Origin of the sequence: Leptonema illini DSM 21528, from assembly GCF_000243335.1 — a bacterium.
Taxonomy (GTDB): Bacteria; Spirochaetota; Leptospiria; order Leptospirales; family Leptonemataceae; genus Leptonema; species Leptonema illini.
On sequence record NZ_JH597773.1, the window covers coordinates 2860899 to 2881973 of the forward strand.

The following is a 21075-nucleotide window of genomic DNA, read 5'->3' on the forward strand; positions in this document are numbered from 1 at the left end:
GGCTTGCTCTATGGCCAGCATCTTTACACGCATTATTAACCGAGAATTACCCGCCTACATCGTCGCCGAAGACGACGATCATCTTGCCTTTCTTGACGTGAAGCCCGTCAAGCGCGGACATCTGCTCGTTATTCCGAAGAAAGAGATCGATTATATCTTCGACATGGACGATGAGGCGCTGGCAAGACTGAATGCATTCGCAAAGAAGATCGCCGTCGCTCAAAAAAAGGCCATCCCCTGCAAGCGTATCGGAACGGCCGTCGTCGGCCTTGAAGTGCCGCATGTGCATATCCACCTGATCCCGCTGGATGCCATAGCAGACCTTGATTTCACAAAAGAGCGGCTAACCTTTTCGAAAGAAGAATACGAGAGCATTCGAGATAGCATTAAGGCGGGGCTTTAGTCAAAGCCCTGCTCGGACGGCTTCTGTTCTCATTTTATCGAGATCGCCGGTCCATTGCAGCTTTCCTCTATAGGCCCTGATCTTCGCCTGCCGTTTGAGTCGGATCAGTGTAAGCAGGCCCTCTTCCACAACGGCCTTTTTCGTCGCCTTACCTGAGAGTTTCTGAGCTTCGGCCAGCAGAGCGTCGTCGATATCTATATTGGTTCGCATAGCCCCTCCGATGTGTGAAAAGAGCACAGCAAATACACACCGGCAAGTGTTTTTCATTGCAGGAATAATGGTGACTTTCCGTCTTTACAGGGTGCGGCCCGTTCAGCTTTTCAGCTCGTCGATCGGAACCTCTTCGATTCCCAGCTCGATCCCAAGAAAGAGCTTTTCGAGAAAGGCCACATGTTCGGTGACGTCGGTTAACAGGATGCGCACCTTCGAGCGGCCGTTTGCCTGAGGAGCGCGTCTCAACTGAAGACGATCGAGTTCGGTGGCGACGGTGCGGGCCACCTCCACCGATGAATCCACAAGCTTCAGCTGCGGATAGACGCGGGCAAAGGCCTTCTTCAAGAGAGGATAATGAGTGCATCCGAGGACGGCGGCGCTCATGCCTTTGCTTACAAGGCCGTCCATATACTGCCGTATAACCTCTTCGGTTACGGTGTTATCCGTCCAGCCTTCTTCGACGAGAGGCACAAAGAGCGGGCAGGCCTGCGAGACGACGTTCAGATCGTCGCGTCGTTCTTTAATAAGACGTTCATAAGCGCCCGACTTCACCGTTGAGCGCGTGCCGAGCACTCCGACCGTGGCGCCGGCCTCTGAGGCGGCGGCCAGTAAGGCCTCGACGCCAGGGCGGATCACGCCGAGCACGGGCACCGGCATCTTCTCTTTTAGCAGAGCCTCGGCATGAGCCGTCGACGTGTTGCAGGCGATGACGAGGTACTTGATCTGCTGCTTTACGAGATACGAGGCCACCTCCATGCTGTAGCGACGGATCGTTTCGGGAGAGCGGGAACCGTAAGGCACGCGGGCCGTATCGCCCAGATAGATAAAGCGCTCGTCGGGCAGAGATTGTATCAGTTCATGTAAAACGGTTAAACCGCCCATACCGGAATCAAAGACTCCGATCGGGCGGTTTTTCAGAGCATCGTCCGGTTCCGGCTTCAGGCCGGACTCCGGAGTCTCTTTCGCGTTCGTATCGTTCACTTGCCCAGTTCGAAGGCTTCGTGAACGGCTTCGAGAGCCTTGCGACCGTCCTCTTTATTGATAACGACGGTAATCTTGATCTCAGACGTGCTGATCATCTCGATGTTGATGTTGTTCTTCGCAAGCGCTTCGAACATGGCGCCGGCGACGCCGGAATGCGACTTCATGCCGATGCCGACGGCGGAAAGCGTGGCGATGTTTTCCTGCACGTCGATCGTTCCGCCGCCCATCTCTTTCAGGAACGAATCGCTGACCTCACGGGTAACGCCGACCGACGTCGCCGGTACGGTGAACGAAATCGTGTTGCGGCCGTCTTTGCCCGTGCTCTGCACGATCATGTCGACGTTGATATCGGCGCGGGCAAGGCGGTTAAACAGATCGGCGGCCAGGCCGGGACGATCGGGAATATCGAGTACGGAAATCCGCGCATCATCGGATTTCAATGTCACTCCGCGAACGGCGACTTTTTCCATAATGCTGTCCTCCGGCACGACAAGCGTGCCTTCTACGTTATTAAAGCTTGAACGAACATGAATCACGACACCGTATTTCGAGGCGACCTCGACGCTGCGGCTGTGCAAGACGCCGGCACCGAGACGGGCCAGCTCGAGCATCTCTTCATAGCAGATGTGCTCGATCTTCTTCGCAGACGGCACCTTGTTCGGATCGGTGGTGTAGACGCCGTCGACGTCGGTATAGATTTCGCACTCCTTCGCCTCAAGAGCGGCAGCCAGGGCGACGGCAGAAAGGTCGGAGCCACCGCGGCCGAGCGTCGTAATATTTTCATCTTCATCGACGCCCTGAAAGCCGGCGACGATGCAGACCTTGCGCTCACCCAGGCTCTGCTTGAGCCTGGTCGTATCGATATCTTGAATTCTTGCTTTTGAGTGCTTCTTATCGGTAAGAATGCGTACCTGACCGCCCGTAAAGCTGATCGCAGGCACTCCGATATGATCGAGGGCCATGGCAAGCAGAGCGATGGAAACCTGCTCTCCCGTTGAGAGAAGAACGTCCATTTCCCTGGGCTTCGGATTGGGATTCAGGGCAGCTGCCATGTCGACAAGCTGGTCGGTCGTATGGCCCATGGCCGATACGACGATGACAAGGTCATGACCCTGATCGTAATACATCTTGATGCGGTTTGCCACCCGTTTGATGCGATCGGTATCGCCAACGGAGGTGCCGCCGTACTTTTGAACGACGAGAGACATCGGGCCCAGTTTCCCGGACGCGGTCGGGCGGCAAAGCATTTCTCAAAAAAGAGTATGCGCCTCTTCCGTTTTTCCGAGGTTGTTCACCATGACGATGAGACGGAAGGGGCTCCTGTTTTTCCAGACCATTATACTGATTGGCTCTCTATTTCATTTTCTGACGCTGACCATCTCCGGGAACGCCCCATCCTCCTTCTGGCTTCCTGTTCTCGTCAGCGGGGGCTATCTTGTCTTTCGATATCGTTCAGAGTTTTTCCGGTCCGATTACGCCATCCCTCTCCTCACAGCTTCCGTCCTGATATCTTCTACGATCGCAGATCATTTGCTGAATGCCGTTCCCTTTGAAACAAACGTCCGGATTCAAACCGCCTACAGGCAATTTCAGTCCCTGTTACTGCTAACGATTCCCATTCTTGTCACAGTCCATGGAGAACGGAGTAAAGACATCAAATCAATGCTGGTATTCGGTCTTTGCCTCCAGCTCCTGCCCCCCTATAGCTACGCCATGATGACACAGTTCCTTACTCCTTCCTACGGAAGAATTGTAGTACTGTTCTATATCCTGATGACGCTGCCGGGTACAAGCATCCGCTTGAATCGTCGCATTCTGGCCGCGCTGGTGATGATGCCGTTCGTAGCCCTTCCATCGCTTTTCTACGGGCATTCTCCGGGTAACACGGTCGATCATATCGTCACCTCTTTGCTATTCGTCTTAGCTGCCATGGTTCTCTCGACGCTCTCAGAGAGAGGCACGGATAGGCTCATCAATCTCGTCGTCGCCACGCAGATTTTGCATGTTCTATTCTCCATCGTTATTCCAGGTTTATATGCCATTAACAGCAACGTAACGGCAATGGGAGCAGAAGGAGTAATGATTCTGGCTCTCTATCGTTTCACGCGCGGTCGCTGTTTATCAGCCGTTCTGATTGGGACGCTCATCATCATCGCCGTTCTGATTCTTATGGTTAGAATCGAAGCCGCAACAGGATTTGTTGCCGCCCTGGCGGGAGCATTAATCTTCCTGTATATGCAATTCCTGCATCACCGGTTACCGGTCTGGTGGCGCCCTTTCCTTCTTCCTGTCGGGTTAACCCTGACCATCGCCGGTGCTCTCTACTATCTTTTTCTCGTCTCAGAAAGCCCCTCAATCCAGATACGTCGCCTGCTATGGGAGTTGACCTTATCGGGCACGACGCAATCCGGAATCACAACGCTGCTTGGAACTGGAGATTTTGGCCCGCACCATTTTTTTCTTTTCAGGCATTTGAATAGAGCTTTGCTATCTTCAGATATGCTGCTCATTCAGAGCGAACCTCATACTATCGGCCAACACCCGCATAACGATTTCTTACTGATGCTCTATGGGGGTGGACTGCTATTCTCACTCCTTTCCGGATTTCTGCTTCTGCGGACGTTGCTGTCCTCCCTGATCAAGGACACTCCCGCGAGCGCAATGTCCGCTGCCCTCATGGCATCTATCGTCATCCACAGCCTTACCGAACCTTACACGACATCTCCTGCGACAGGATTTCTGTTCTTTGCAGGTGTCATTCTGTACTGGAAACAATTCCCTGAAGCTCCGATCAGCATTGGCAGAATCGTAATTCCTGTTGCCCTGGCACTGCTCTTTCTTATGACTACGGCCATACTGCATGCTCCTGTCGTCCATTTCTGGAAGGAGAATACGGCTGTATTATTCGAAATTCAATCAGATCAAAAGGTCTCCCCCTTACAGGCGGAAAGACTCAATGCGGCGACGAGCGCGCTAAAGCGTATCGAGCTGTTAGCGATATTGCAGCCGTGGGAATCCGATCTTTTCAGACAGAAAGGCGATCTGTTAACTGCCATTGCGTCGACGACAGGAGGCGTTCAGGAGCACCAGAGTGGATTTGACGCATACTGCACGGCATTCAAACTGCGCTCCTCACCGATTCACTTACAGAGATTGAAGAACGCGCATCTATCCACTGATCGGAACAGACGCTGCCTCGATATGAGTATGGACGAACTGGAAAAATCTTATGATCCTTACGGCCTGATGCACTTCCTTCAGACGGTTCCCGGAGAAAAGCAATGAAACGTTCTTTTCTCGCGGTAATCGTTGTTCTGGTCGCTGTATGGACTTTCCAGTATACAGAATACCTGACGACCATATACTTCGGTAAACCTCTGCTAACGGGAAGCATAGCGTTTGCGCTGACCATGATAGGGGTGCTATTTCAGAGCAAAAAGGGACAGGCTTTTTTTCCGAGAGTCGCAGAAAGGCAGGCATGGATCCGCTACCTTCCGGCAGTTGCTGCCATTGCTCTGCTGTTGCTTCTGCCTGCGCAGCGTATGGAAGAGCCGCCCGTCGGCCCTGGAGACAGCCTTCATCTCGTTGAATTCATCCCGGTTTTTTCGGAACTCTACGGTTACCTGACGACGCCTGACGAACTGCTTGAGCTTTTCGTTCGTTCCAAACTCTTCCTCCTGCTCCAGCCGGTAACGGAGGCCCGGAACGCCATCGGGCTTTACAGCTATTTTGCAGGATTGGTCCATCTCGCCGCTGTAATCTTCTTTCTCAAGAACCGACAGGACTGGATGAGCGGATGGCTTATCCTTTTCTTTACGCCCGTCATGGCTCTTTATGCCGGTTATGTGGAGAGTTACTCAATGGCCCGGGCCCTTATTTTCACCACGATCGTTTCTGGCTGGACGGCCATCAACCAGCGCGCCAGCCGCGCAAGGAACCTATGGGTAGTAGCGGCAGCAGCGACCGCTGCAATCGCTGTTCTGCATCACCTGCTTGCTGGATTAATGCTACCCGCTCTCATCTATCTCATCTGGCAAATCTCCAATCGCGAGAGTAAAACCTTCCTCCGTCTGTCGTTAGTCGCCGGCCTGACGGGTATATGCATTATCTCAGCCGTATATCTCGGTTTCCTTTTTTCTTCTCACTCGGGTCTCGTCTTTGCAGAAAGTCATGTCGGAACCGATGGAATGATGCCTGCCGGCAAACTCCTTTCCCCACGTAATCTGAGCAAGATGGCCGGACTTCTCTTCGCGACTCCGACATTTCTGATCTTATTGTTTTCCAATCCAACGGAAAAAATTCAGGACAAACAGGATGCGTCGATCCGGCGTTTTCTGTGGATATCAACCGTGCCCTTTTTACTGCATGCATTCCTGTGGAATGCGGCCATTGGTATGCCGGCCGATTGGGATCTCTTCACTTTTTTTGCTGTTCCCCTATCTCTGCTGGTTTATCACAACCTTTCGCAAATTCACATTCATCGGATCCTCAAAGCGGTGCTGCTGCCTTTACTGACAGCGCTTCCCGGTATTCTCTGGCTTTGCTGGCTGAACGAAACAACGCCGGCCACTCTGAAAAACAGGCAGTACATTGCCTATATCGAGACTTCAGTAATACCCGTCCTGAAAGAAGACAGGCTGCTGGCTCAGCTTCCAATGAAACGACAGAAAATGTATCTGCGACTGAGACTGTTTGAAGAAAAGGCCCGTTTCAGATTGAGGCAGATGCCGGTCAGCCAGGATCGGCAGAAAGCCGAGCAGGATCTTTCAAAGGGTATGCAGACATTCCATTCGGGACTACTCGAATCTGATGCCATTTTTGAAGCGAGGATCGCAGAAACGCAGAAATATCTGTTTCCAGTCTACCAATTCTTGCAGGCGCAGAACAGCGAATGAAGATATTGTGTGCAACGGCAATCGCAATACTCGCAGCCGCTATTCTGCCATACTATCCGATTAAGCTATTCGCCCTGATTGCAACCGGGCTGATAGCCTTTTCCTTGCTTGCATGGAGATTTCCCGCTCAAGGCGCATTTTTTCTTTTCTTCGCCACTCCTTTCTTCGGGAACCATCCAGGCGGCCGCTTCATGGAACTCTTTCCGCTGCTTTCGTCTGTCTGGACTATCATGAGCACAGGCAAGGATGGACTGAGGTTGAGCCGGCGATTTATGCATTTATATGGGCTCTATTTGGTTTTCTTGCTCCTTCCACTTGTTCTGCATCCGGTTTTTTTCGCAGCTGCATCATTTTATAAGAACGGCTTCTTCTATCTACTTAATGCAAACGAACACAGCCCTCTTTATCCTTTACAGCAGACAGTCTGGCTTGCTTTGATTCCGATTCTTGCTGCTACAGTAAAGCCTTATTATCAACATGTCATCGCGGGTATAGCGAGCGCCTTCGCTCTTACGATTGTCATTGGCATATTCGAAATTCAACTTCCTTTTTTCGCCGACATGCTTGACCGTGCGCATATTTTTCTCGATGGCTATGTCGATCGCACTCACCCTCACCGAATAACTTTTGGACAACATTTCTTCGAATGGCTAACCCATTCTCCGAATTCTCTTTTCTGGAATCGCAGCTGGCATGCCGTCTTCATCATAGCCTCGCTTCCTTTCGCAAGCCTTTTCCTCTATGAAAGAGTGACCGGGGCAACACCTTTGCGTCAACGGTTCGTCTTCATCTTTTCCTCGATTCTTCTGACGTTCTATCTGATCGCCGTTGGAGCGCGCGGGGCGCTCTTCTCCTGGTCTGCCTTTCTCTTCGTTGCCGGCATCGGGTGGATTCTCAGCAGATCGTCCTCTCGCCTTATTTATGCTCTTCCGTACATCGCCATTGTCGGCACTTTCCTTCTTCAGCTCGTCGTTCCCATTCTAATCGTGTTCACGGAACAGGGAAGAACAGAATTTCGTTATCCTCAGTTTGCCGCTGCATTCAAAATCTTCGCCATGTTCCCTCTCACAGGCGGTGGAACGGAATCCTACGGCTACTATAACAATTTCTTTCTAAGAGCAGCCGCCGAGGCGGTCAAGCATGGCTCCTCTCATAATCAGCTGCTTCAAATCGCCGTCGGCAACGGCCTTCTCGGAATCCTTTTCTATTTCGGATTGTTGATCGGGTTTTCCAACGAAATCCGCAAACGCATGATAGCGACAGACCTGGCTTCTACTCCATTCATTCTGATAACGGCTGGTATGGCCTCTGCTATAGTATACGGAAGTGTCCAGGAATGGAACTACTTGCGACCGGTCATGCTGATGTGGACAATGCTTCTCTACCTTCCGTGGCATTATCAAACGGAGAACAGATCGCCTGAAGCAAACCGGTGGTGGGTCCTAACTCCGCTCTGTATTCTTGCGCTGTTATTCAGCTACAGATCGCTTCCGGATTCTGAGTTTTTTCGGGCCACTGATCAGGCCTTTACCAAACAGATTGAAGCCCCGACCGGCGATAATAACTCCGATGTCTCATCGAAGGCCTTCACTCCGACAGCCCCCTGGCTGGGCGTGGAATACGTCGATCCCGATCGCTTTGTTATCATGCAGGGAGAATCCCACATCCTTCTACCCTCTGAGTTGCAGATCGGAAAAATCACGTCTCTGCGCGAAGACACGGAAGTAATCTCTGTATGGAGCCGCGCAGAGAAAGGCCGCTATCTGAGAATCCGATGTCATAGTACCAGCCCGGACCTTCGCGGTGATTTCGACGCGCGCAGGCTCTGCGCTGAAATCACGATCCCCGAGAGCACGAAGTTTTTTCAGTCGCTCGAACGGCCGGCCCTTTACAGAGAAAGAACAAAGCAGAGGGGTCTTTTTTAGTTGCCGCTGGGCTTCGTCTCGATTTTTCTATACGAGATGCAGGTTTGCCGTCGGCAGACTTTCGATAACGGCCGGAGTCGCACCGAAAACCATGAAGTTTCGTTTAAACAAGAGAGAAGTAACCGATCTACTGAAAGAAAAGGGGATTAACCCGACGGCACAGCGAGTCGAAATCGCACATCTCCTGTATCAGAAGCCGCAGCATCTTTCTGCCGACGAAATCCTGAGCCTGCTGAATGCCGAATACGAACAGGTAAGCCAGGCGACGGTTTACAACACGCTGAAGCTTTTTGTCGACAAGAAAGTCGTGCGCGAGCTGATCTTCTCGTCTGACCGCATCTACTACGATTCCAACACCATCCCGCATCATCATTTTGTCGACATCGATACGGGTCGAATCTTCGATATTCCGCTCTGCATTATTCCCGTTCCTGAACTGGATCGACTGAATATGGGCGATGCTCAGATTCTTGAAACGACGCTCGTCCTTCGCGGGCGTTTTCCGCACCGCGAAACCCATGTTCAGATCCAGAACGATCTATCCGATCACGTCGTTAAGAACGGCGAACGCTGCGCCCGCGAATCGGGCATGAATACAGGCATCGAGATCGGCCAGCCGTCGCTAAAAAGCACGGCCAGCTGAAACGCCTGCTTCGTCTCCCTCACCGCCAGGTGTCTCATGCACTGCCTCAGAATGCAATATCGAGCGTGCCGGGCCGCCTGAATGCTCGGCCGGGCTGCCTGTATGCAACCATAATACGATCAGTGCTTCTTACGAATGAGCCAGTCCAGCAAGCCCGGAGCGAGAACCCTGGCCAGATAGATAAACCTTCCCGTGAAGTTCGTGAAGACGCAGCGGCGGTCTGATTCGATGGCCTTGCGAAAGATGCGTGCCACCGCTTCGGGGGTTTTCGCGTTCGAAGCCTGCTCTTCTTGAATCGGCCGACCGTCGGCGCCGATGCCCGATGTGCGCAGCGATGTGGCTACATACCCGGGGTAGAAGATAGCTGTTGTAATGGCGTCATCGCGCAGTTCGTGAGCGATGCTCTCTACAAAGGCCTGTGCCGCGGCCTTGCTGGCGCTGTAACCGAAACGCTCGCTGATGCCATACAACCCCGAAGGGGTCGAGATAAGAACGATCTTTTTCTCGGCATCGGCCTTTTTCAGAAAGGGTAGAAAGGCGCGCACCGTTTCAACGGCACCGAAGAAATTCAGCTCCATAATGCGCCGTAATGCATCGCCAGTTGAGGCGTCAAAACGGCCATGCATGGTCATACCGGCGTTCAGAACGAGCAGATGCAGTCCGTGATCCAGCACTTCTCTGAGAGCAACGGTAGCCTGCTGAAGAGACGTCGGATCAGTTACATCACAGACAACTGTAATGGGACGCCGACCGCAGGCCGATTCCACCGCATCGGCTACGCGCTGTAGCTCATCGGCCCGACGGGCAAGCAACACACAGGTCATGCCGGCACGACTGAGTTCATGCGCCAGCGCCTCACCAATGCCCGATGAAGCTCCTGTAATGACTGCAAGGCGTCCTTTGATCTGCATATCTTTACTTTTCGCGCCGGATCCAGAAGTCAATGCCGTAAAAAAAAGGGCCGGCTACGCCGACCCTCTCTTGAATCAGAAGTCATAGCATCTACGGCCACAACTTCTACGGTGATGGCTGTCTATCAGCGATCCCTTTCTTTATCGGTGAGGGCGCCCAGGAAGGTCACGATCGACTTCACCTCTTCATCGCTGAGCTTCTTGTTCAGCTGTAAATGCGCCATCTGCTGAACCGCATCTTCGAGCGTAGCGGATGCGCCGTCATGGAAATACGGCGCCGTCAGTGCAACGTTACGCAGCGAAGGCACTTTGAAGAAGTACTTATCGGCGTCTTTCTTCGTAACGTCATAGCGACCGAGGTCCTTCGTATTCGCATATGGATTCAGAAGTCCCATTTTCTGATAGGAATTACCGCCAAGCAGCGGGCCGTTATGGCACGACATACAACCGGCGTCCATAAAAGACTTCAGGCCTTTCTTCTCTTCGGCACTGAGCGCTTTAGCGTCACCGCCAAGGAAATCATCAAAGCGGTCTTTTGTGATCAGCGTCGATTCAAAGGCGGCGATAGCAAAGGCAAGGTTATCGTAGGTGATCGCTTCTTTCGCATCAGGGAAAGCTCCTTTAAAAAGCGTCTGATACTCTTCGATCGCGCCGATCTTTTTCACGACCGCCTCTTCGGAGGGCATGGCCATCTCAACGGGATTCAGGATCGGCCCTTTTGCCTGCTCGGTGAGGTCGGCGGCACGGCCGTCCCAGAACTGAGCGAGGTGAAAGCCTGCGTTTAGAACGGTTGGCGAGTTACGGCCACCGATCGTGCCCGCCGGAGCGCCGTTCGAAAACTGATTGTTATCGACGCCGCCGAGCTTCTCATCCACGCGGTGACAGGTATTGCATGATTGCGTATCGTTGACAGAAAGACGAACGTCGAAATAGAGCTTCTTTCCGAGTTCGATCTGCTGCGGGGTAACCTTTTCAAAGCCGGGCATCACAGCCGGAAGCGGCTTGAAAAGCGTGCCGGCCCTTGTCATCAGTTCTTTCGTTTCTGCATCCGGACCGCATGATATAAGCAATCCGACCGTCAGAAATAGGGGAGAAATCAAAATCCTCTTCATAGAGGCGAACGATAATAATCTTCGATTGTGCGGTCAATTAAGAAACATTCTAAATTTTCAATTTCCGAATAACCTTTTTTTATTGAATGAACGCCGTAGCGGTGGAGCATGCTCTCATGAAGACAGTGGCGATGGTTGGCACAGGCATTATGGGTCGCGGCATGGCGATGAATCTGAAGAAGAACGGAGTTAGATTGAGACTCTTCTCGCGATCGCCCGACAAACTCGCCGATCTTCGCGATGAGAACTGTAGCATCTTCACATCGATCAGCGAAGCGGCGAGCGGAAGCGATCTTACCGTAATCTGTTTGACCGAAGACGAAGTTGTGCGTATGGCCTTTTTTGAAAGCGAGCTGCTTGAGGCACGACCTGGCGCCATCATCGATACGGGAACGACGTCGCCCGAACTCACGCTTGAAATGGCCGACGCCGCAACATCGGCAAGTATCCCTTTTCTCGACGCCCCGATGACTGGAAGCAAACTCGCCGCAGCTGCCGGGCAGATCCTCTTCATGGTCGGAGGCGATGCCTCGCTCATTGAGAATTTCAGATTCTTCTTCGACGCCTGCGGGAAAAACGTTATCCATTGCGGCCCGGTTTCAAGCGGCCAGCGCGCGAAGATCGCCCTGAATATGGTTCAGGCCGGCCTCTTCCAGATCTACCTCGAAGGGTTCCATCTCGCCGTCCGCGATGGAGTCTCCGCCGACACACTGATGGAAATACTCAGCCAGTCCGCGGCCGCATCCCCTCTGCTCGATTTTAAAATGGGCTGCGTACTAAAGCGAGACTTTGAACCGCATTTCGCGTTACGGAACATGAACAAAGATATGAACCACGCCATGCAGCGAGCACAGCAGCTTCATACGGCCATCCCGCTCAGCTCGACTCTGAAAAGCTTCTACGATGCCGGTCTGGCGGCCGGCCACGGCGAAGAAGACTTCTGCTCGCTCGCCCATATCATGGAAGCTCTGAATCATCAAAGGCTTCGCTGAGCATCGCAGATTCCGCTTGCTGCTCTTCGGTATTCTCTGGCAGCGATGGCAGAAACAGGCAAAGCGTGGTAAAATGCTCTTTAAACCAGGACGACGGAGTGAATCCCGTAAAATGCCGGAATTCTCTGGTCATGTGCGCCTGATCAGAAAACCCCATCTGCATGGCCAGATTCGCAAGGCCGTACTTTAAGAAGCCCGGAATGTTGTTCTGTGTGCGACGAAGACGTGCGAGTTTTTGAACGGACTTCGGCGCCATACCGAATTCAAGATGGAAGAGACGCTCCAGATGACGGGGCGAAATCGATAAGCCGGCAGCCAGTTCTCGTATCGACAGGTTCGTGTTTGCATTCAGGCGATGAAGCGCAAGGCGGATGAGTGGGTTCGGTTCAGTAAGCCGGCGCAGACGTTTCAGGACGCTTTCAACGGCCTGCACACGCCCCTCAAAGCTCGTCGTTCCATAGCAGGCATCAAGCAACGGATACGCCAGCTCAGGCAGGATCTCGAGAAGATCCGGGAACTGATCCAGAAAAGGATCGGTTTCCAGACGAAACCATTGGAAGGCCGTGCGCGGTTGCAATCTTATAGCGAAGAAGGCACCGTTTACAATATTCTCCGTCGAGATATTCCACCATGTGCTCATCGGCCCGGTGTAGAAAATCAGTGGAAGGATCGCTTTATTGCGATCATTTTCAAGCACGCCAAACGGACGGAGCTGAATGATGATGTTGGATTCAATCGTCGGCGTGATACGCGGAAGCGCCGCGTTCCGGTGAAGGTCGTCCCATGCCCAGTAATGCATAACCATTTCTGAAAGGGCTGGATCGGGTAATTGAAAATTGACTTTCATGGTCGTATTCTTTCAGACCACAGCGGCCCGACCTTTTTTCAATCTTCTGTCTGGAAAAAGCGGCCGTATAAAAAAAACTGCAAAACGGCCTCAGAGATCGGCCTCGGCCATCTCAGCATAGGGTTGCAGCGCTTTTTCAATCTGCTCGGGTGTGATGCCAAAAAGCGCCGCCGTGCGATTGAGCACTCGATCCACCAGGGCATCGGGGCAGCTTGCACCGGCCGAGAGCAGGATCGTAACCGACTCTTTTGCGGGCATCCAGGAAGATGATATCTTCGCCTGACCGCCTTTCAGATCAAGATGCCGAATTTCATCTCTGCTGATCAGTTCGAATTCATCTTTAATATAGTAGGTGGGCATTTTTTCTTCACAGAGTTCGACGAGATGCGATGTGTTCGAAGAGTTATATCCACCCACAATCAAAGCGAGATCGCCCTCGTCCGTCAGCATCTCTTTCAGAGCCGTCTGATTTTCGGACGTCGCATAGCAGAGAGTATCGCGAGTATCGGCGAAATGGTCTGATAAGTTCGTATCTCCGAATCGCCGGATAATGGCCGATTTGAGAAACTCGCTGATGGCGTGCGTTTCGGTGGCCAACATCGTCGTTTGATTGACCACGCCGATGCGCGTCAGATCGGCCTCCGGGCGAAAGCCGGGCGAGCATCGGTCGGGAAAATCCTGAAAGAAACGATCAATCGGCCTTTCATTGCATATGTATTCGGCAAGGACGGCAGCCTCTTCCATGTCCTGGATAACCATTCCCGGCGCATTCAGAAGAGCGTGCGAGAAGGTGGCCCGCGTTTCTTCATGTTTGAAGCGTCCGTGAATGATGACCGTATAACCCTTTTCGCCGAGCTGCGACGAACGGTTCCATACCTTTTCAACAAACGGACAGGTCGTGTCATAAGTCTGCGTGTCGATGCCGCGGGATTGCAGGAGATCAAACATCTCCACCGTCGTTCCAAAAGCGGGAATAATGACGACATCCTCGGGCTTAAGATCGGTAAGCGGAATCAGAGGAGTGCCGTCGGTCTTCATGAGGAACTGAACGCCTCGCTGCTTCAGATCTTCGTTCACGTGAGGATTGTGAATCATCTCGCTCAGCAAGAAGATCCGCTTTCCTTCATTTTCGTCGATGGCTCTGTAGGCCTTTTCAATCGCATGTTCGACGCCGTAGCAGAACCCGAAATGCCTGGCTATCTTGAACCGCAGGCCTTCCAGCTCGAGTACGGTCGGCGTGAGATCCTTGCGATACCGGTCCTGAGCCCGTCTGGCCCTCTTTAATAAGGATATAACAGGGGAACGGTAAAAAACGGGAATCTCAAAATGGCGTCGGGTCACAGGGAGAAGAAAATCATAGAAAGGGGACGGTAAAACCTTTTTTTTGGCGGCCATAGCTCCAGATTTTTGTTCTAATAGAATGACTGTGAGGAAGATCCGATGGATCATCCGGAACAGTCAACCGCCGTTTCCTGATCCGGCCCCGGTGGCCGGATTTTTTTTTGTTTTGACGTAGCGGTGTTCAGAGAGCTAATATCGGCCATGCAAAAGACTTCCTTCCTCAAGCGACTTGTAGTCGGCAGCATGATCTCGCTGACTCTCGTTCTTTCCACCGCTCAGTGTTTTGGCGGCTTCGCGCTGACCAAAAAGTTGTATCAGTTCAACAAATCAATCATGGCCGGCGACAATAGCATGGGGGCTCGATTTGTACGGACGCTTGTTATGTGGATCATGGCAATCATCCCGGTTTATGGAATCGGTATGTTTGTTGACCTGATCATCCTGAATCTTGTCGAGTTCTGGTCCGGCAAGCCTCTGATTGCCTCATCCTCCGGTCCTGACGCAAGAGTGACATTTACTCAAATCAACGAAAACGAGTTGCGCATCGATATTAAAGACGCGAAGATTTCCTCGTTTCATGTGTTCCGCGATCGTCCGGGTGAGTTCTTCCTGAAAGAAGGCTCTTCATACGTTCCGGTTATCATGCCCGAAGATCTACAGGCCTTCGATATAAATGGAACGACGTCCATCAGCTGTGAGCGCACAGAAGCGGCTCTTGTTTGTTCTGAGGGAAAGAGCGAGAACGCGGCGATTCAGAGCGGAGTAGAGCAGGCTCAATATGAACGTCTGCAATACCGTACCCGTCTTGCTCTTGGTATCGGAGCTGAAGCGGCATCACGCTGACATCTTCGCCTTAATTCGCTGGCCGAAACACCGGTGCCGGTCAGCGCTTCTGAGAATCTTCGTCGGCGAGCAGATTCAGCGCCATAACCAGCGGAAAGATGCCGAGCGCCGTAGCCGAAAAGAAATTCCACCAGATCACCGGATCGCGCATCAGCTCTCTCTGCGCCTCTGAAATCATACCTCCCCATGACGAAGTGCCCGGCTCGATGCCGATGCCGATGAACGTGAGCACGGTTTCGGCCAGGATAACGCTCGAAGATGAAAGGGCGAAGTTGATACGTATAATCGGCATCGTATTCGGCAGAATCTCTCGCAGAAGAATCGCCGGCACAGACATGCCCGTCGCCCTGGCAGCTCGAATAAAGGCCTGCTCGCGAAGACGCAGCGTCTCACCTCTGACAAGGCGCGCCAGATCCACCCACGACGTCAGCCCGATCGCGATAACGACCCATAAAAGCCCGCGACCGAACACCATGAGAAACGTGACGACAAAGAGAATCCAGGGAATCGACGCGACGGTCGTATACAACCACTGAATCACATCATCAACGCGACCGCCGAGATAGCCTCCGAGCAGGCCGAGAATGATGCCCACCGGGAACGAAACAAGAGCGACGCCAAACGATAGAAGAATAGCCGTTCTCGATCCCTGAAGAGTCTGCTTGAATACATCGTTCCCGTTTACGTCCGTTCCAAGAAGATGAAAACCGACGGTCGGATTCGAAAGCCCCTCCAGAGGATACGTATAACTCTTTTCTTTGACGACGGCAAAGCCTCTATCAAAAGCGGCGTCAAGAATGCTGCGATATCCCGGAAAGGGAATGATGTCAAGCAGGCCGAATGCGAAATAGAAAACGACGATATAGAGACCGATCTTTCTTCCGCTGAACTTCATGTCTTACTCCAACCGTATACGAGGATCAGCCAGCGCATAACTGATATCCGTTAATATGTTACCCGTCATATACAGGAAGGCGCCCATATACACCATAGCGCGGATCACGGGAAAATCTTGCGAAAGGATAGCCGTAAAGAGCATATCGCCCATGCCGGCAATGCCGTAGAATTGCTCGAGCAAGAGCGAACCGCTGATCAAGAAAGGCAGCGAGATCACGACTGTCGTCAGAATCGGAATCATCGTATTTCTAAGAATATGCCGGACCATCAGAACGTTATCGGTCGCTCCGCGCAGTCGGGCCGCCCTCACGAAAGGAGCCGTCACCGAATCGGCAAGAACTGTACGAAAGAAACGAATATTCGAGCCGATGCCGGCGATGACGGCGACGGCGACGGCCGGAGTAATGGAGCCATGAATGGGAAACAGACGCACAAGATCGCCGAAGATCCAGCCCGAAGCGAGAAGAAAAGCCGGCAGCGGTATACTCATCAAAGAAACCGAGATAAGACGAAGATGTGAATCGAGGCGTCCGCGACGGTAGGCGGCAAGAACGGATAACGCCAGGCTGAGTAGAAGCGTCACAAAAAAAGAAGGCGTCATCAACATCAAAGACGGACCGGCACGACGAACGATCTCGCCGGCAATGCGCCTGCCGCTGCGATCCGTTCCAAAATCCCCGGTCAGAAGATCTTCAAGACCGAGAAAAAAACGAGAGTAAAGAATGCCGTGCTCTTTAAATTCCGGGTGCACGCGACCATCCGCCCTGACCTCTTCGGCCATATAAGGCAGATTCAAGAAATACGGAAGGTGATATCCGTTGGCTCGCACCCAGTTCTGTAAAACAGGCACCGGAGCCTGCTGTAGATTCGTACGAGCGATCGCCATCGGATCTCGAATGTGAAACAGTGCGAACGTAATGCCATAGACGCCAAGAGCGACGGGAATCGAATACAGCAATCTTCGAATAACGAAGGCAAGCATCAGAAGCCTCCTCCGAAAATCGAATTCAGCGCTTTCACTTTTTCACGCCGAAGCTTCGGACGCACGCTGCGGTATTTCAGCTGGTTGAAATTTACCGGATGCGGAACGACCGGATCAAGATACGGCCAGGAAATCGAATACAGCACCGGATGATGCGAGAGCATGAGCGGCACGTCGCGCTTCAGTATCGCATCCATACGTCGCAGTCGATTCCGGCGTTCCGGACCCGGATGCATGGCCAGGATTTCAAGATAAAGGGCATTGAATTCAGGATTATCATACGAAGACTCATTCAGCGTACCGGAACGATTCGGGCCGTAGAAAAGCTGATAGAAGTTCTGCGGATCGGCGTAGTCCGCTCCCCAGGCCCATGTCGTGATCTGAAACTCCTTCTTCATACGCTTCTCGAAATAAGTCGGCGTATCGTAGACGTCGATCTTCAGCGTCCATCCGTTCGCCTCGGCCGATTCCGTATAAAAACGATAGATGGCCGTTCCGCCCGCTCTGGCGATATCGACCATACGTAGGGTTAACCGGTTCCCTGTGGCCGGGTCGACGCCGCCGGGATAGCCGGCTCGCGCAAGAAGGGTCGGCACGCCTTCCGCACATTGATAGGCCCGCCTCTGTTCGGCGATACCGTCGGCATCTCCACTGGCTGATCCGCTCATGTTTGTATTTTCGGTTCCACCCTCAATGCCCGGGGGGATCAGGCCCGCCGCCGGTACAGCGCGGTTACGGTAAAAACGTGCGATAAGATCTTCGATATTAAAAGAACAGGCCACGGCGCGTCGTAGCCAGACGTTCGGCCCGACGACGGGGTCTTGCAGGTTGAATAGCAGGCCATAAGTCACAAGCTCGCTATCGCTGTCAGAATAGATCCCCTGCTTCTGAAAGCGTTCGGTAACATCATGCCCGTCAAAGACCTGATCGAACGTATCCTGTCCGACGCTGATGCGGTCCATGTATCCCTGCAAAAAGAGGCGCCAGAGAGTCGGTCCCGATTTAACCTCGGTCAAGCGCACCTCGTCAAGCAACGGCAGCTCTTGCTCTCCTCTCTCGGGCGAGACCGTATAACGCTGAAAGCCCGCATAACCGGGATTCTTTTCGAGAACGATATGTGACTGCAGCCGGCGATCTTTGATGTAAAAAGCACCCGATGCGGGAATGCCTTCTTCGATAGAGCGACCGGCGGCGACCATGCGTCGATAGCAGGCCTCTGGCATCGGAGCCGACGACGGAATAGCGAAGAAGTAAATCAGTTGCAGATCGGGCTTTTCAAGCAAAATCTGAATGCCGTCGTCGTCGAAACGGCTGACGCCGCGGATATTGCCTTTATAGCGATCCTCACCTTTATCGACAGATCGCTTCTCAAGCTCGTCGGCGTATTCGTTAAAGCCGATGATGCGTTCAAGCAACGGGTAGGCATAAGGACTGAGAGAGCGATCGGCCGTTCTCTTGATCGTGAAGATCACGTCATCGGGCGTCACCTCGGGCCCCGTCTTCCCGTCGAAGCAGAAATCCGGAGCGTAACGAAGACCTTTTTTCACGCGAAACCGAAAGGCATGCACGGGGCGCCCCTCGAAAAGCACGGTCTTCTCTTCGGGCATCTCTGATGCAAGCAGAGGAACGAGTCTCAACGGACGAGCATGATAGTCATATTCATAAGCCGTAGAATGAGTGTTCGAAATGATCGAGAACGAGACGACGTCGGTGGCGCGTACCGGATCAAGCGTTTTGGGATCATCGGAAAGCGGCAGATAGTGTACGGCTCGATCATCCAGAGATCCGTAGGGATTATTCAGCGGCTCTCTGCAGAAGAGAGGAAGAAGCAGAGCAACGACGACGCAGACTCGCAGGATCACCCGCTCATCCCACCGCGACGGCGCAAAAATGTAAAGACGATTTTTGCGCCCGATATGATCAATAGTCGATATTCAGCTCGCGAATCCGTTTATCAAGAGTATTCCGGTTGATGCCCAGATACTTCGCCGCCTTTGTCTTCGTATAGCGAGTACGCTTCATCGCATATTGAATCAGGCGACGCTCCACTTCTCCGATAACGAAGTCATAGGCCCTGCCATCCAGATCGTCAAGATCGGCGCCCGGAAGCAGATTCGCCTCAAGCGATCCGCTCTCAGCCGCCGCCGTCGCTGCCGGCTCCTTTCGCGCCGGAGCAAGATCGAGCATCTTTTCTTTGCCGCTTACCTGAATGTGAGCAAGCACCTCTGAAAAATCGTCGATATCAATCGTCGACGAACGCGAAAGCACGACGGCGCGCTCTACCATGTTTTCGAGTTCACGCACGTTACCCGGCCAGTCATACGTTTCAAGCAGGCGGATGACCTGCGGCGTTATTCCTTCGATCTTCTTCGAATTCTCTTTCGCGTAACGTGCCACAAAATGATGGACGAGAATCAGAATATCTTCATGGCGTTCGCGCAGAGGAGGAATCGTCAGCTGGATAACGTTTAACCGATAAAAAAGATCGGCGCGAAACCTTCTCTCTTCGATCAGCTGTTCGAGATTGGCGTTTGTCGCCGCAATCACCCGTATGTCGACCTTGCGTGAGCGACCGCCTACGGGCTCGATCTCCTTTTCCTGCAAGACGCGAAGAAGTTTCGCCTGCAATCCAAGATCCATCTCGCCAATTTCATCAAGAAAGATCGTTCCGCCGTCGGCGATCTCGAACTTGCCCTTCTTGTCGGCGTTAGCTCCCGTGAACGACCCCTTCTTATGACCGAAAAGCTCGCTCTCAAGCAGATTCTCGGGAATGGCCGCGCAGTTAATCTTGATGAACGGCATGTCCTTGCGCGGGCTGTTATAATGAATGGCCGAGGCGAAAAGCTCTTTCCCCGTACCCGACTCGCCTGTGAGCAGAACCGAAGACCGCGACTCTGCAATGATACGTATCTTTTCAAAAAGCTCCTGCATCAGCTCCGAACGACCGATGAGGTTACCGAACTGATACTTGCGTGAAAGCTCCTGCCGCAGACGGATGTTTTCGACGACGAAAGGACGCGTCTCTTCTTCGATCAGGCTCTGAATGGCGAAGGCCTGTGAGATCATAGAACCGAGAATCTGAAGAAATTCAAGAAGCTCTTTAGGATCGAGCTCCTGCTTGTGCGTGAAGATGGAAAAAACCCCCACCACTTCCTGATTCGAAAAGATCGGACAGCAGAAAAAACCAAGGTCCAGGTTATCGTTAACCACCTTCATGCGATTCAGGAACTCGGGCTCGCTGCGAGCGCTTGGAATAAAGACGGCCTGGCGGTTCTGAAAAGCCGTTCCTGTAATACCTTCGCCCGGAGCATATGTTACCTGAAGTGAGTCCTCCGTATGCGATCCGACCGAAGCGACGATTTTTAACAGGCCTTCCTGACGGTCATAGACGAAAAGCGTGCTGCGGTGAATACGAAAGGCCTTCTGTGTCGTCGTCATGACCTCTTCGAAAAATTCCTGCAGGCTCAGGGATCGGGGAAGGATGCGCGAGATTTCCAGCAAGACACGGTGAAACCGATCGCGCATACGCAGAGTTCTATTATCGGCAATCTTAACAAAGATGGTGGCCGAAAGGTTCGAGACGATTTCAAGCAGGGTCACGTCGTCTTTACTGAAAGCTCCGACCTGCATCGAGTCGAGAGAAAGCACACCGATCATGCGATCCGAATTGATAAGCGGGACGGCGACCTCGGCAAGCAGATCCTCGCGAATCCTCACATAGTCGTCTGCAGTGCGCGTATCGTCGATCAATCGCGGGCGAACGTGCCGCGCCACCCACCCGGTGACACCTTCTCCCAGACGCAGGCGCATTCCTCCAGCATCCTTGTTCAAACCGATGGCGACTCTTGTCACGAGAACCTGCTCCTCTTCATCATAGAGCATGATGCTGCCGGAATCAGCACCAGTCGCCTCCATGCAGGTCTTGAGAAAATATTCAAGCACCTCTTCAGGCTCTTCTATGCGGTTCATTGCCTCTGCAAGGCTGGCAATGACATGGATTAAGCGATCTCGGACATTCTCCCGGTTCATTGGGATCGGTTTGCTACTGCCTCTTTCCTGTGCAATTTTATTTTTTTTTGGGCATAGA

General features: G+C 52.7%; 18 protein-coding genes. 7 read left to right on the plus strand and 11 right to left on the minus strand.

Annotated elements, in window-relative coordinates:
* Positions 1-10 precede the first annotated feature (10 nt).
* On the plus strand, positions 11-403 hold the full coding sequence (locus LEPIL_RS13020) for an HIT family protein (RefSeq protein WP_002773000.1): 393 nt from the start codon (positions 11-13) through the stop codon (positions 401-403).
* Here the strand turns inward: LEPIL_RS13020 and LEPIL_RS13025 are convergent, their stop codons facing one another.
* From LEPIL_RS13025 to LEPIL_RS13035, 3 genes are all read right to left on the minus strand, one after another.
* A complete protein-coding gene (locus LEPIL_RS13025; RefSeq protein WP_002773001.1) occupies positions 404-613 on the minus strand; it encodes a type II toxin-antitoxin system VapB family antitoxin in 210 nt (69 codons plus the stop codon). It lies immediately after the preceding gene.
* 102 nt (positions 614-715) lie between these two features.
* Positions 716-1597 carry a glutamate racemase gene (murI, locus tag LEPIL_RS13030; RefSeq protein WP_002773002.1) on the minus strand — a complete coding sequence of 294 codons (882 nt, stop codon included), beginning with the start codon at positions 1595-1597 and terminating at the stop codon, positions 716-718.
* On the minus strand, positions 1594-2808 hold the full coding sequence (locus LEPIL_RS13035) for an aspartate kinase (RefSeq protein WP_002773003.1): 1215 nt from the start codon (positions 2806-2808) through the stop codon (positions 1594-1596). Before LEPIL_RS13035 ends, murI begins: the two co-directional genes overlap by 4 nt.
* A gap of 505 nt (positions 2809-3313) precedes the next feature.
* On the opposite strand from LEPIL_RS13035, the gene LEPIL_RS13040 reads away from it, so the two are divergent.
* The 4 genes from LEPIL_RS13040 to LEPIL_RS22185 all read left to right on the plus strand — a co-directional run bounded on the left by LEPIL_RS13040 (position 3314) and on the right by LEPIL_RS22185 (position 9063).
* Positions 3314-4885, plus strand: a complete 1572-nt coding sequence (locus tag LEPIL_RS13040) for a hypothetical protein (RefSeq protein WP_143464837.1) — start codon at positions 3314-3316, stop codon at positions 4883-4885.
* 539 nt (positions 4886-5424) lie between these two features.
* Positions 5425-6495 carry a hypothetical protein gene (locus tag LEPIL_RS13045; protein WP_143464836.1) on the plus strand — a complete coding sequence of 357 codons (1071 nt, stop codon included), beginning with the start codon at positions 5425-5427 and terminating at the stop codon, positions 6493-6495.
* 767 nt (positions 6496-7262) lie between these two features.
* Entirely contained in the window at positions 7263-8420 is a 1158-nt protein-coding gene (locus LEPIL_RS23500; RefSeq protein ID WP_143464835.1) for an O-antigen ligase family protein, read from the plus strand.
* Positions 8421-8511: 91 nt separating this feature from the next.
* Positions 8512-9063, plus strand: coding sequence for a Fur family transcriptional regulator (locus tag LEPIL_RS22185; RefSeq protein WP_002773008.1), 552 nt, complete (start codon positions 8512-8514; stop codon positions 9061-9063).
* Positions 9064-9182: 119 nt separating this feature from the next.
* On the opposite strand, the gene LEPIL_RS13060 is transcribed toward LEPIL_RS22185, so the two are convergent.
* Positions 9183-9974, minus strand: a complete 792-nt coding sequence (locus LEPIL_RS13060; RefSeq protein WP_002773009.1) for an SDR family NAD(P)-dependent oxidoreductase — start codon at positions 9972-9974, stop codon at positions 9183-9185.
* 125 nt (positions 9975-10099) lie between these two features.
* On the minus strand, positions 10100-11086 hold the full coding sequence (locus LEPIL_RS13065; protein ID WP_002773010.1) for a cytochrome-c peroxidase: 987 nt from the start codon (positions 11084-11086) through the stop codon (positions 10100-10102).
* A 116-nt stretch (positions 11087-11202) separates the two neighbouring features.
* On the opposite strand from LEPIL_RS13065, the gene LEPIL_RS13070 reads away from it, so the two are divergent.
* On the plus strand, positions 11203-12078 hold the full coding sequence (locus LEPIL_RS13070) for an NAD(P)-dependent oxidoreductase (RefSeq protein WP_002773011.1): 876 nt from the start codon (positions 11203-11205) through the stop codon (positions 12076-12078).
* Here LEPIL_RS13070 and LEPIL_RS13075 read toward each other — a convergent pair.
* Positions 12044-12925: a helix-turn-helix domain-containing protein gene (locus LEPIL_RS13075; RefSeq protein WP_002773012.1), complete on the minus strand. Its 882-nt coding sequence runs from the start codon at positions 12923-12925 to the stop codon at positions 12044-12046. The two genes, LEPIL_RS13070 and LEPIL_RS13075, sit on opposite strands and share 35 nt — an antisense overlap.
* 90 nt (positions 12926-13015) lie before the next feature.
* Positions 13016-14266 (minus strand): 4-hydroxy-3-methylbut-2-enyl diphosphate reductase, encoded by a 1251-nt coding sequence (locus tag LEPIL_RS13080; RefSeq protein ID WP_040920319.1) that lies wholly within the window; start codon positions 14264-14266, stop codon positions 13016-13018.
* 201 nt (positions 14267-14467) lie between these two features.
* On the opposite strand from LEPIL_RS13080, the gene LEPIL_RS22190 reads away from it, so the two are divergent.
* Positions 14468-15109 (plus strand): DUF3332 family protein, encoded by a 642-nt coding sequence (locus LEPIL_RS22190; RefSeq protein ID WP_002773014.1) that lies wholly within the window; start codon positions 14468-14470, stop codon positions 15107-15109.
* A 40-nt stretch (positions 15110-15149) separates the two neighbouring features.
* Here the strand turns inward: LEPIL_RS22190 and LEPIL_RS13090 are convergent, their stop codons facing one another.
* The 4 genes from LEPIL_RS13090 to LEPIL_RS13105 are packed head-to-tail and all read right to left on the minus strand — an operon-like array spanning position 15150 to position 20957.
* Positions 15150-16004 (minus strand): ABC transporter permease, encoded by an 855-nt coding sequence (locus tag LEPIL_RS13090; protein ID WP_002773016.1) that lies wholly within the window; start codon positions 16002-16004, stop codon positions 15150-15152.
* Between the two features lie 3 nt (positions 16005-16007).
* Positions 16008-16988 (minus strand): ABC transporter permease, encoded by a 981-nt coding sequence (locus LEPIL_RS13095; RefSeq protein WP_002773017.1) that lies wholly within the window; start codon positions 16986-16988, stop codon positions 16008-16010.
* Positions 16988-18850 (minus strand): ABC transporter substrate-binding protein, encoded by a 1863-nt coding sequence (locus LEPIL_RS13100; RefSeq protein ID WP_002773018.1) that lies wholly within the window; start codon positions 18848-18850, stop codon positions 16988-16990. Before LEPIL_RS13100 ends, LEPIL_RS13095 begins: the two co-directional genes overlap by 1 nt.
* A gap of 58 nt (positions 18851-18908) precedes the next feature.
* The gene (locus LEPIL_RS13105) at positions 18909-20957 is read right to left on the minus strand and encodes a sigma-54-dependent Fis family transcriptional regulator (protein ID WP_040920322.1); all 2049 of its coding nucleotides are present in this window, start codon (positions 20955-20957) and stop codon (positions 18909-18911) included.
* Between the last annotated feature and the right edge of the window lie 118 nt (positions 20958-21075).

Bases quoted from the DNA above. Each gene is read 5' to 3' on its own strand.
- LEPIL_RS13020 (WP_002773000.1), top strand. From the start codon at position 11: ATGGCCAGCATCTTTACACGCATTATTAACCGAGAATTACCCGCCTAC.
- LEPIL_RS13025 (WP_002773001.1), bottom strand. From the start codon at position 613: ATGCGAACCAATATAGATATCGACGACGCTCTGCTGGCCGAAGCTCAG.
- LEPIL_RS13035 (WP_002773003.1), bottom strand. From the start codon at position 2,808: ATGTCTCTCGTCGTTCAAAAGTACGGCGGCACCTCCGTTGGCGATACC.
- LEPIL_RS13040 (WP_143464837.1), top strand. From the start codon at position 3,314: ATGATGACACAGTTCCTTACTCCTTCCTACGGAAGAATTGTAGTACTG.
- LEPIL_RS13045 (WP_143464836.1), top strand. From the start codon at position 5,425: ATGGCTCTTTATGCCGGTTATGTGGAGAGTTACTCAATGGCCCGGGCC.
- LEPIL_RS22185 (WP_002773008.1), top strand. From the start codon at position 8,512: ATGAAGTTTCGTTTAAACAAGAGAGAAGTAACCGATCTACTGAAAGAA.
- LEPIL_RS13060 (WP_002773009.1), bottom strand. From the start codon at position 9,974: ATGCAGATCAAAGGACGCCTTGCAGTCATTACAGGAGCTTCATCGGGC.
- LEPIL_RS13065 (WP_002773010.1), bottom strand. From the start codon at position 11,086: ATGAAGAGGATTTTGATTTCTCCCCTATTTCTGACGGTCGGATTGCTT.
- LEPIL_RS13070 (WP_002773011.1), top strand. From the start codon at position 11,203: ATGAAGACAGTGGCGATGGTTGGCACAGGCATTATGGGTCGCGGCATG.
- LEPIL_RS13075 (WP_002773012.1), bottom strand. From the start codon at position 12,925: ATGAAAGTCAATTTTCAATTACCCGATCCAGCCCTTTCAGAAATGGTT.
- LEPIL_RS22190 (WP_002773014.1), top strand. From the start codon at position 14,468: ATGCAAAAGACTTCCTTCCTCAAGCGACTTGTAGTCGGCAGCATGATC.
- LEPIL_RS13090 (WP_002773016.1), bottom strand. From the start codon at position 16,004: ATGAAGTTCAGCGGAAGAAAGATCGGTCTCTATATCGTCGTTTTCTAT.
- LEPIL_RS13095 (WP_002773017.1), bottom strand. From the start codon at position 16,988: ATGCTTGCCTTCGTTATTCGAAGATTGCTGTATTCGATTCCCGTCGCT.
- LEPIL_RS13105 (WP_040920322.1), bottom strand. From the start codon at position 20,957: ATGAACCGCATAGAAGAGCCTGAAGAGGTGCTTGAATATTTTCTCAAG.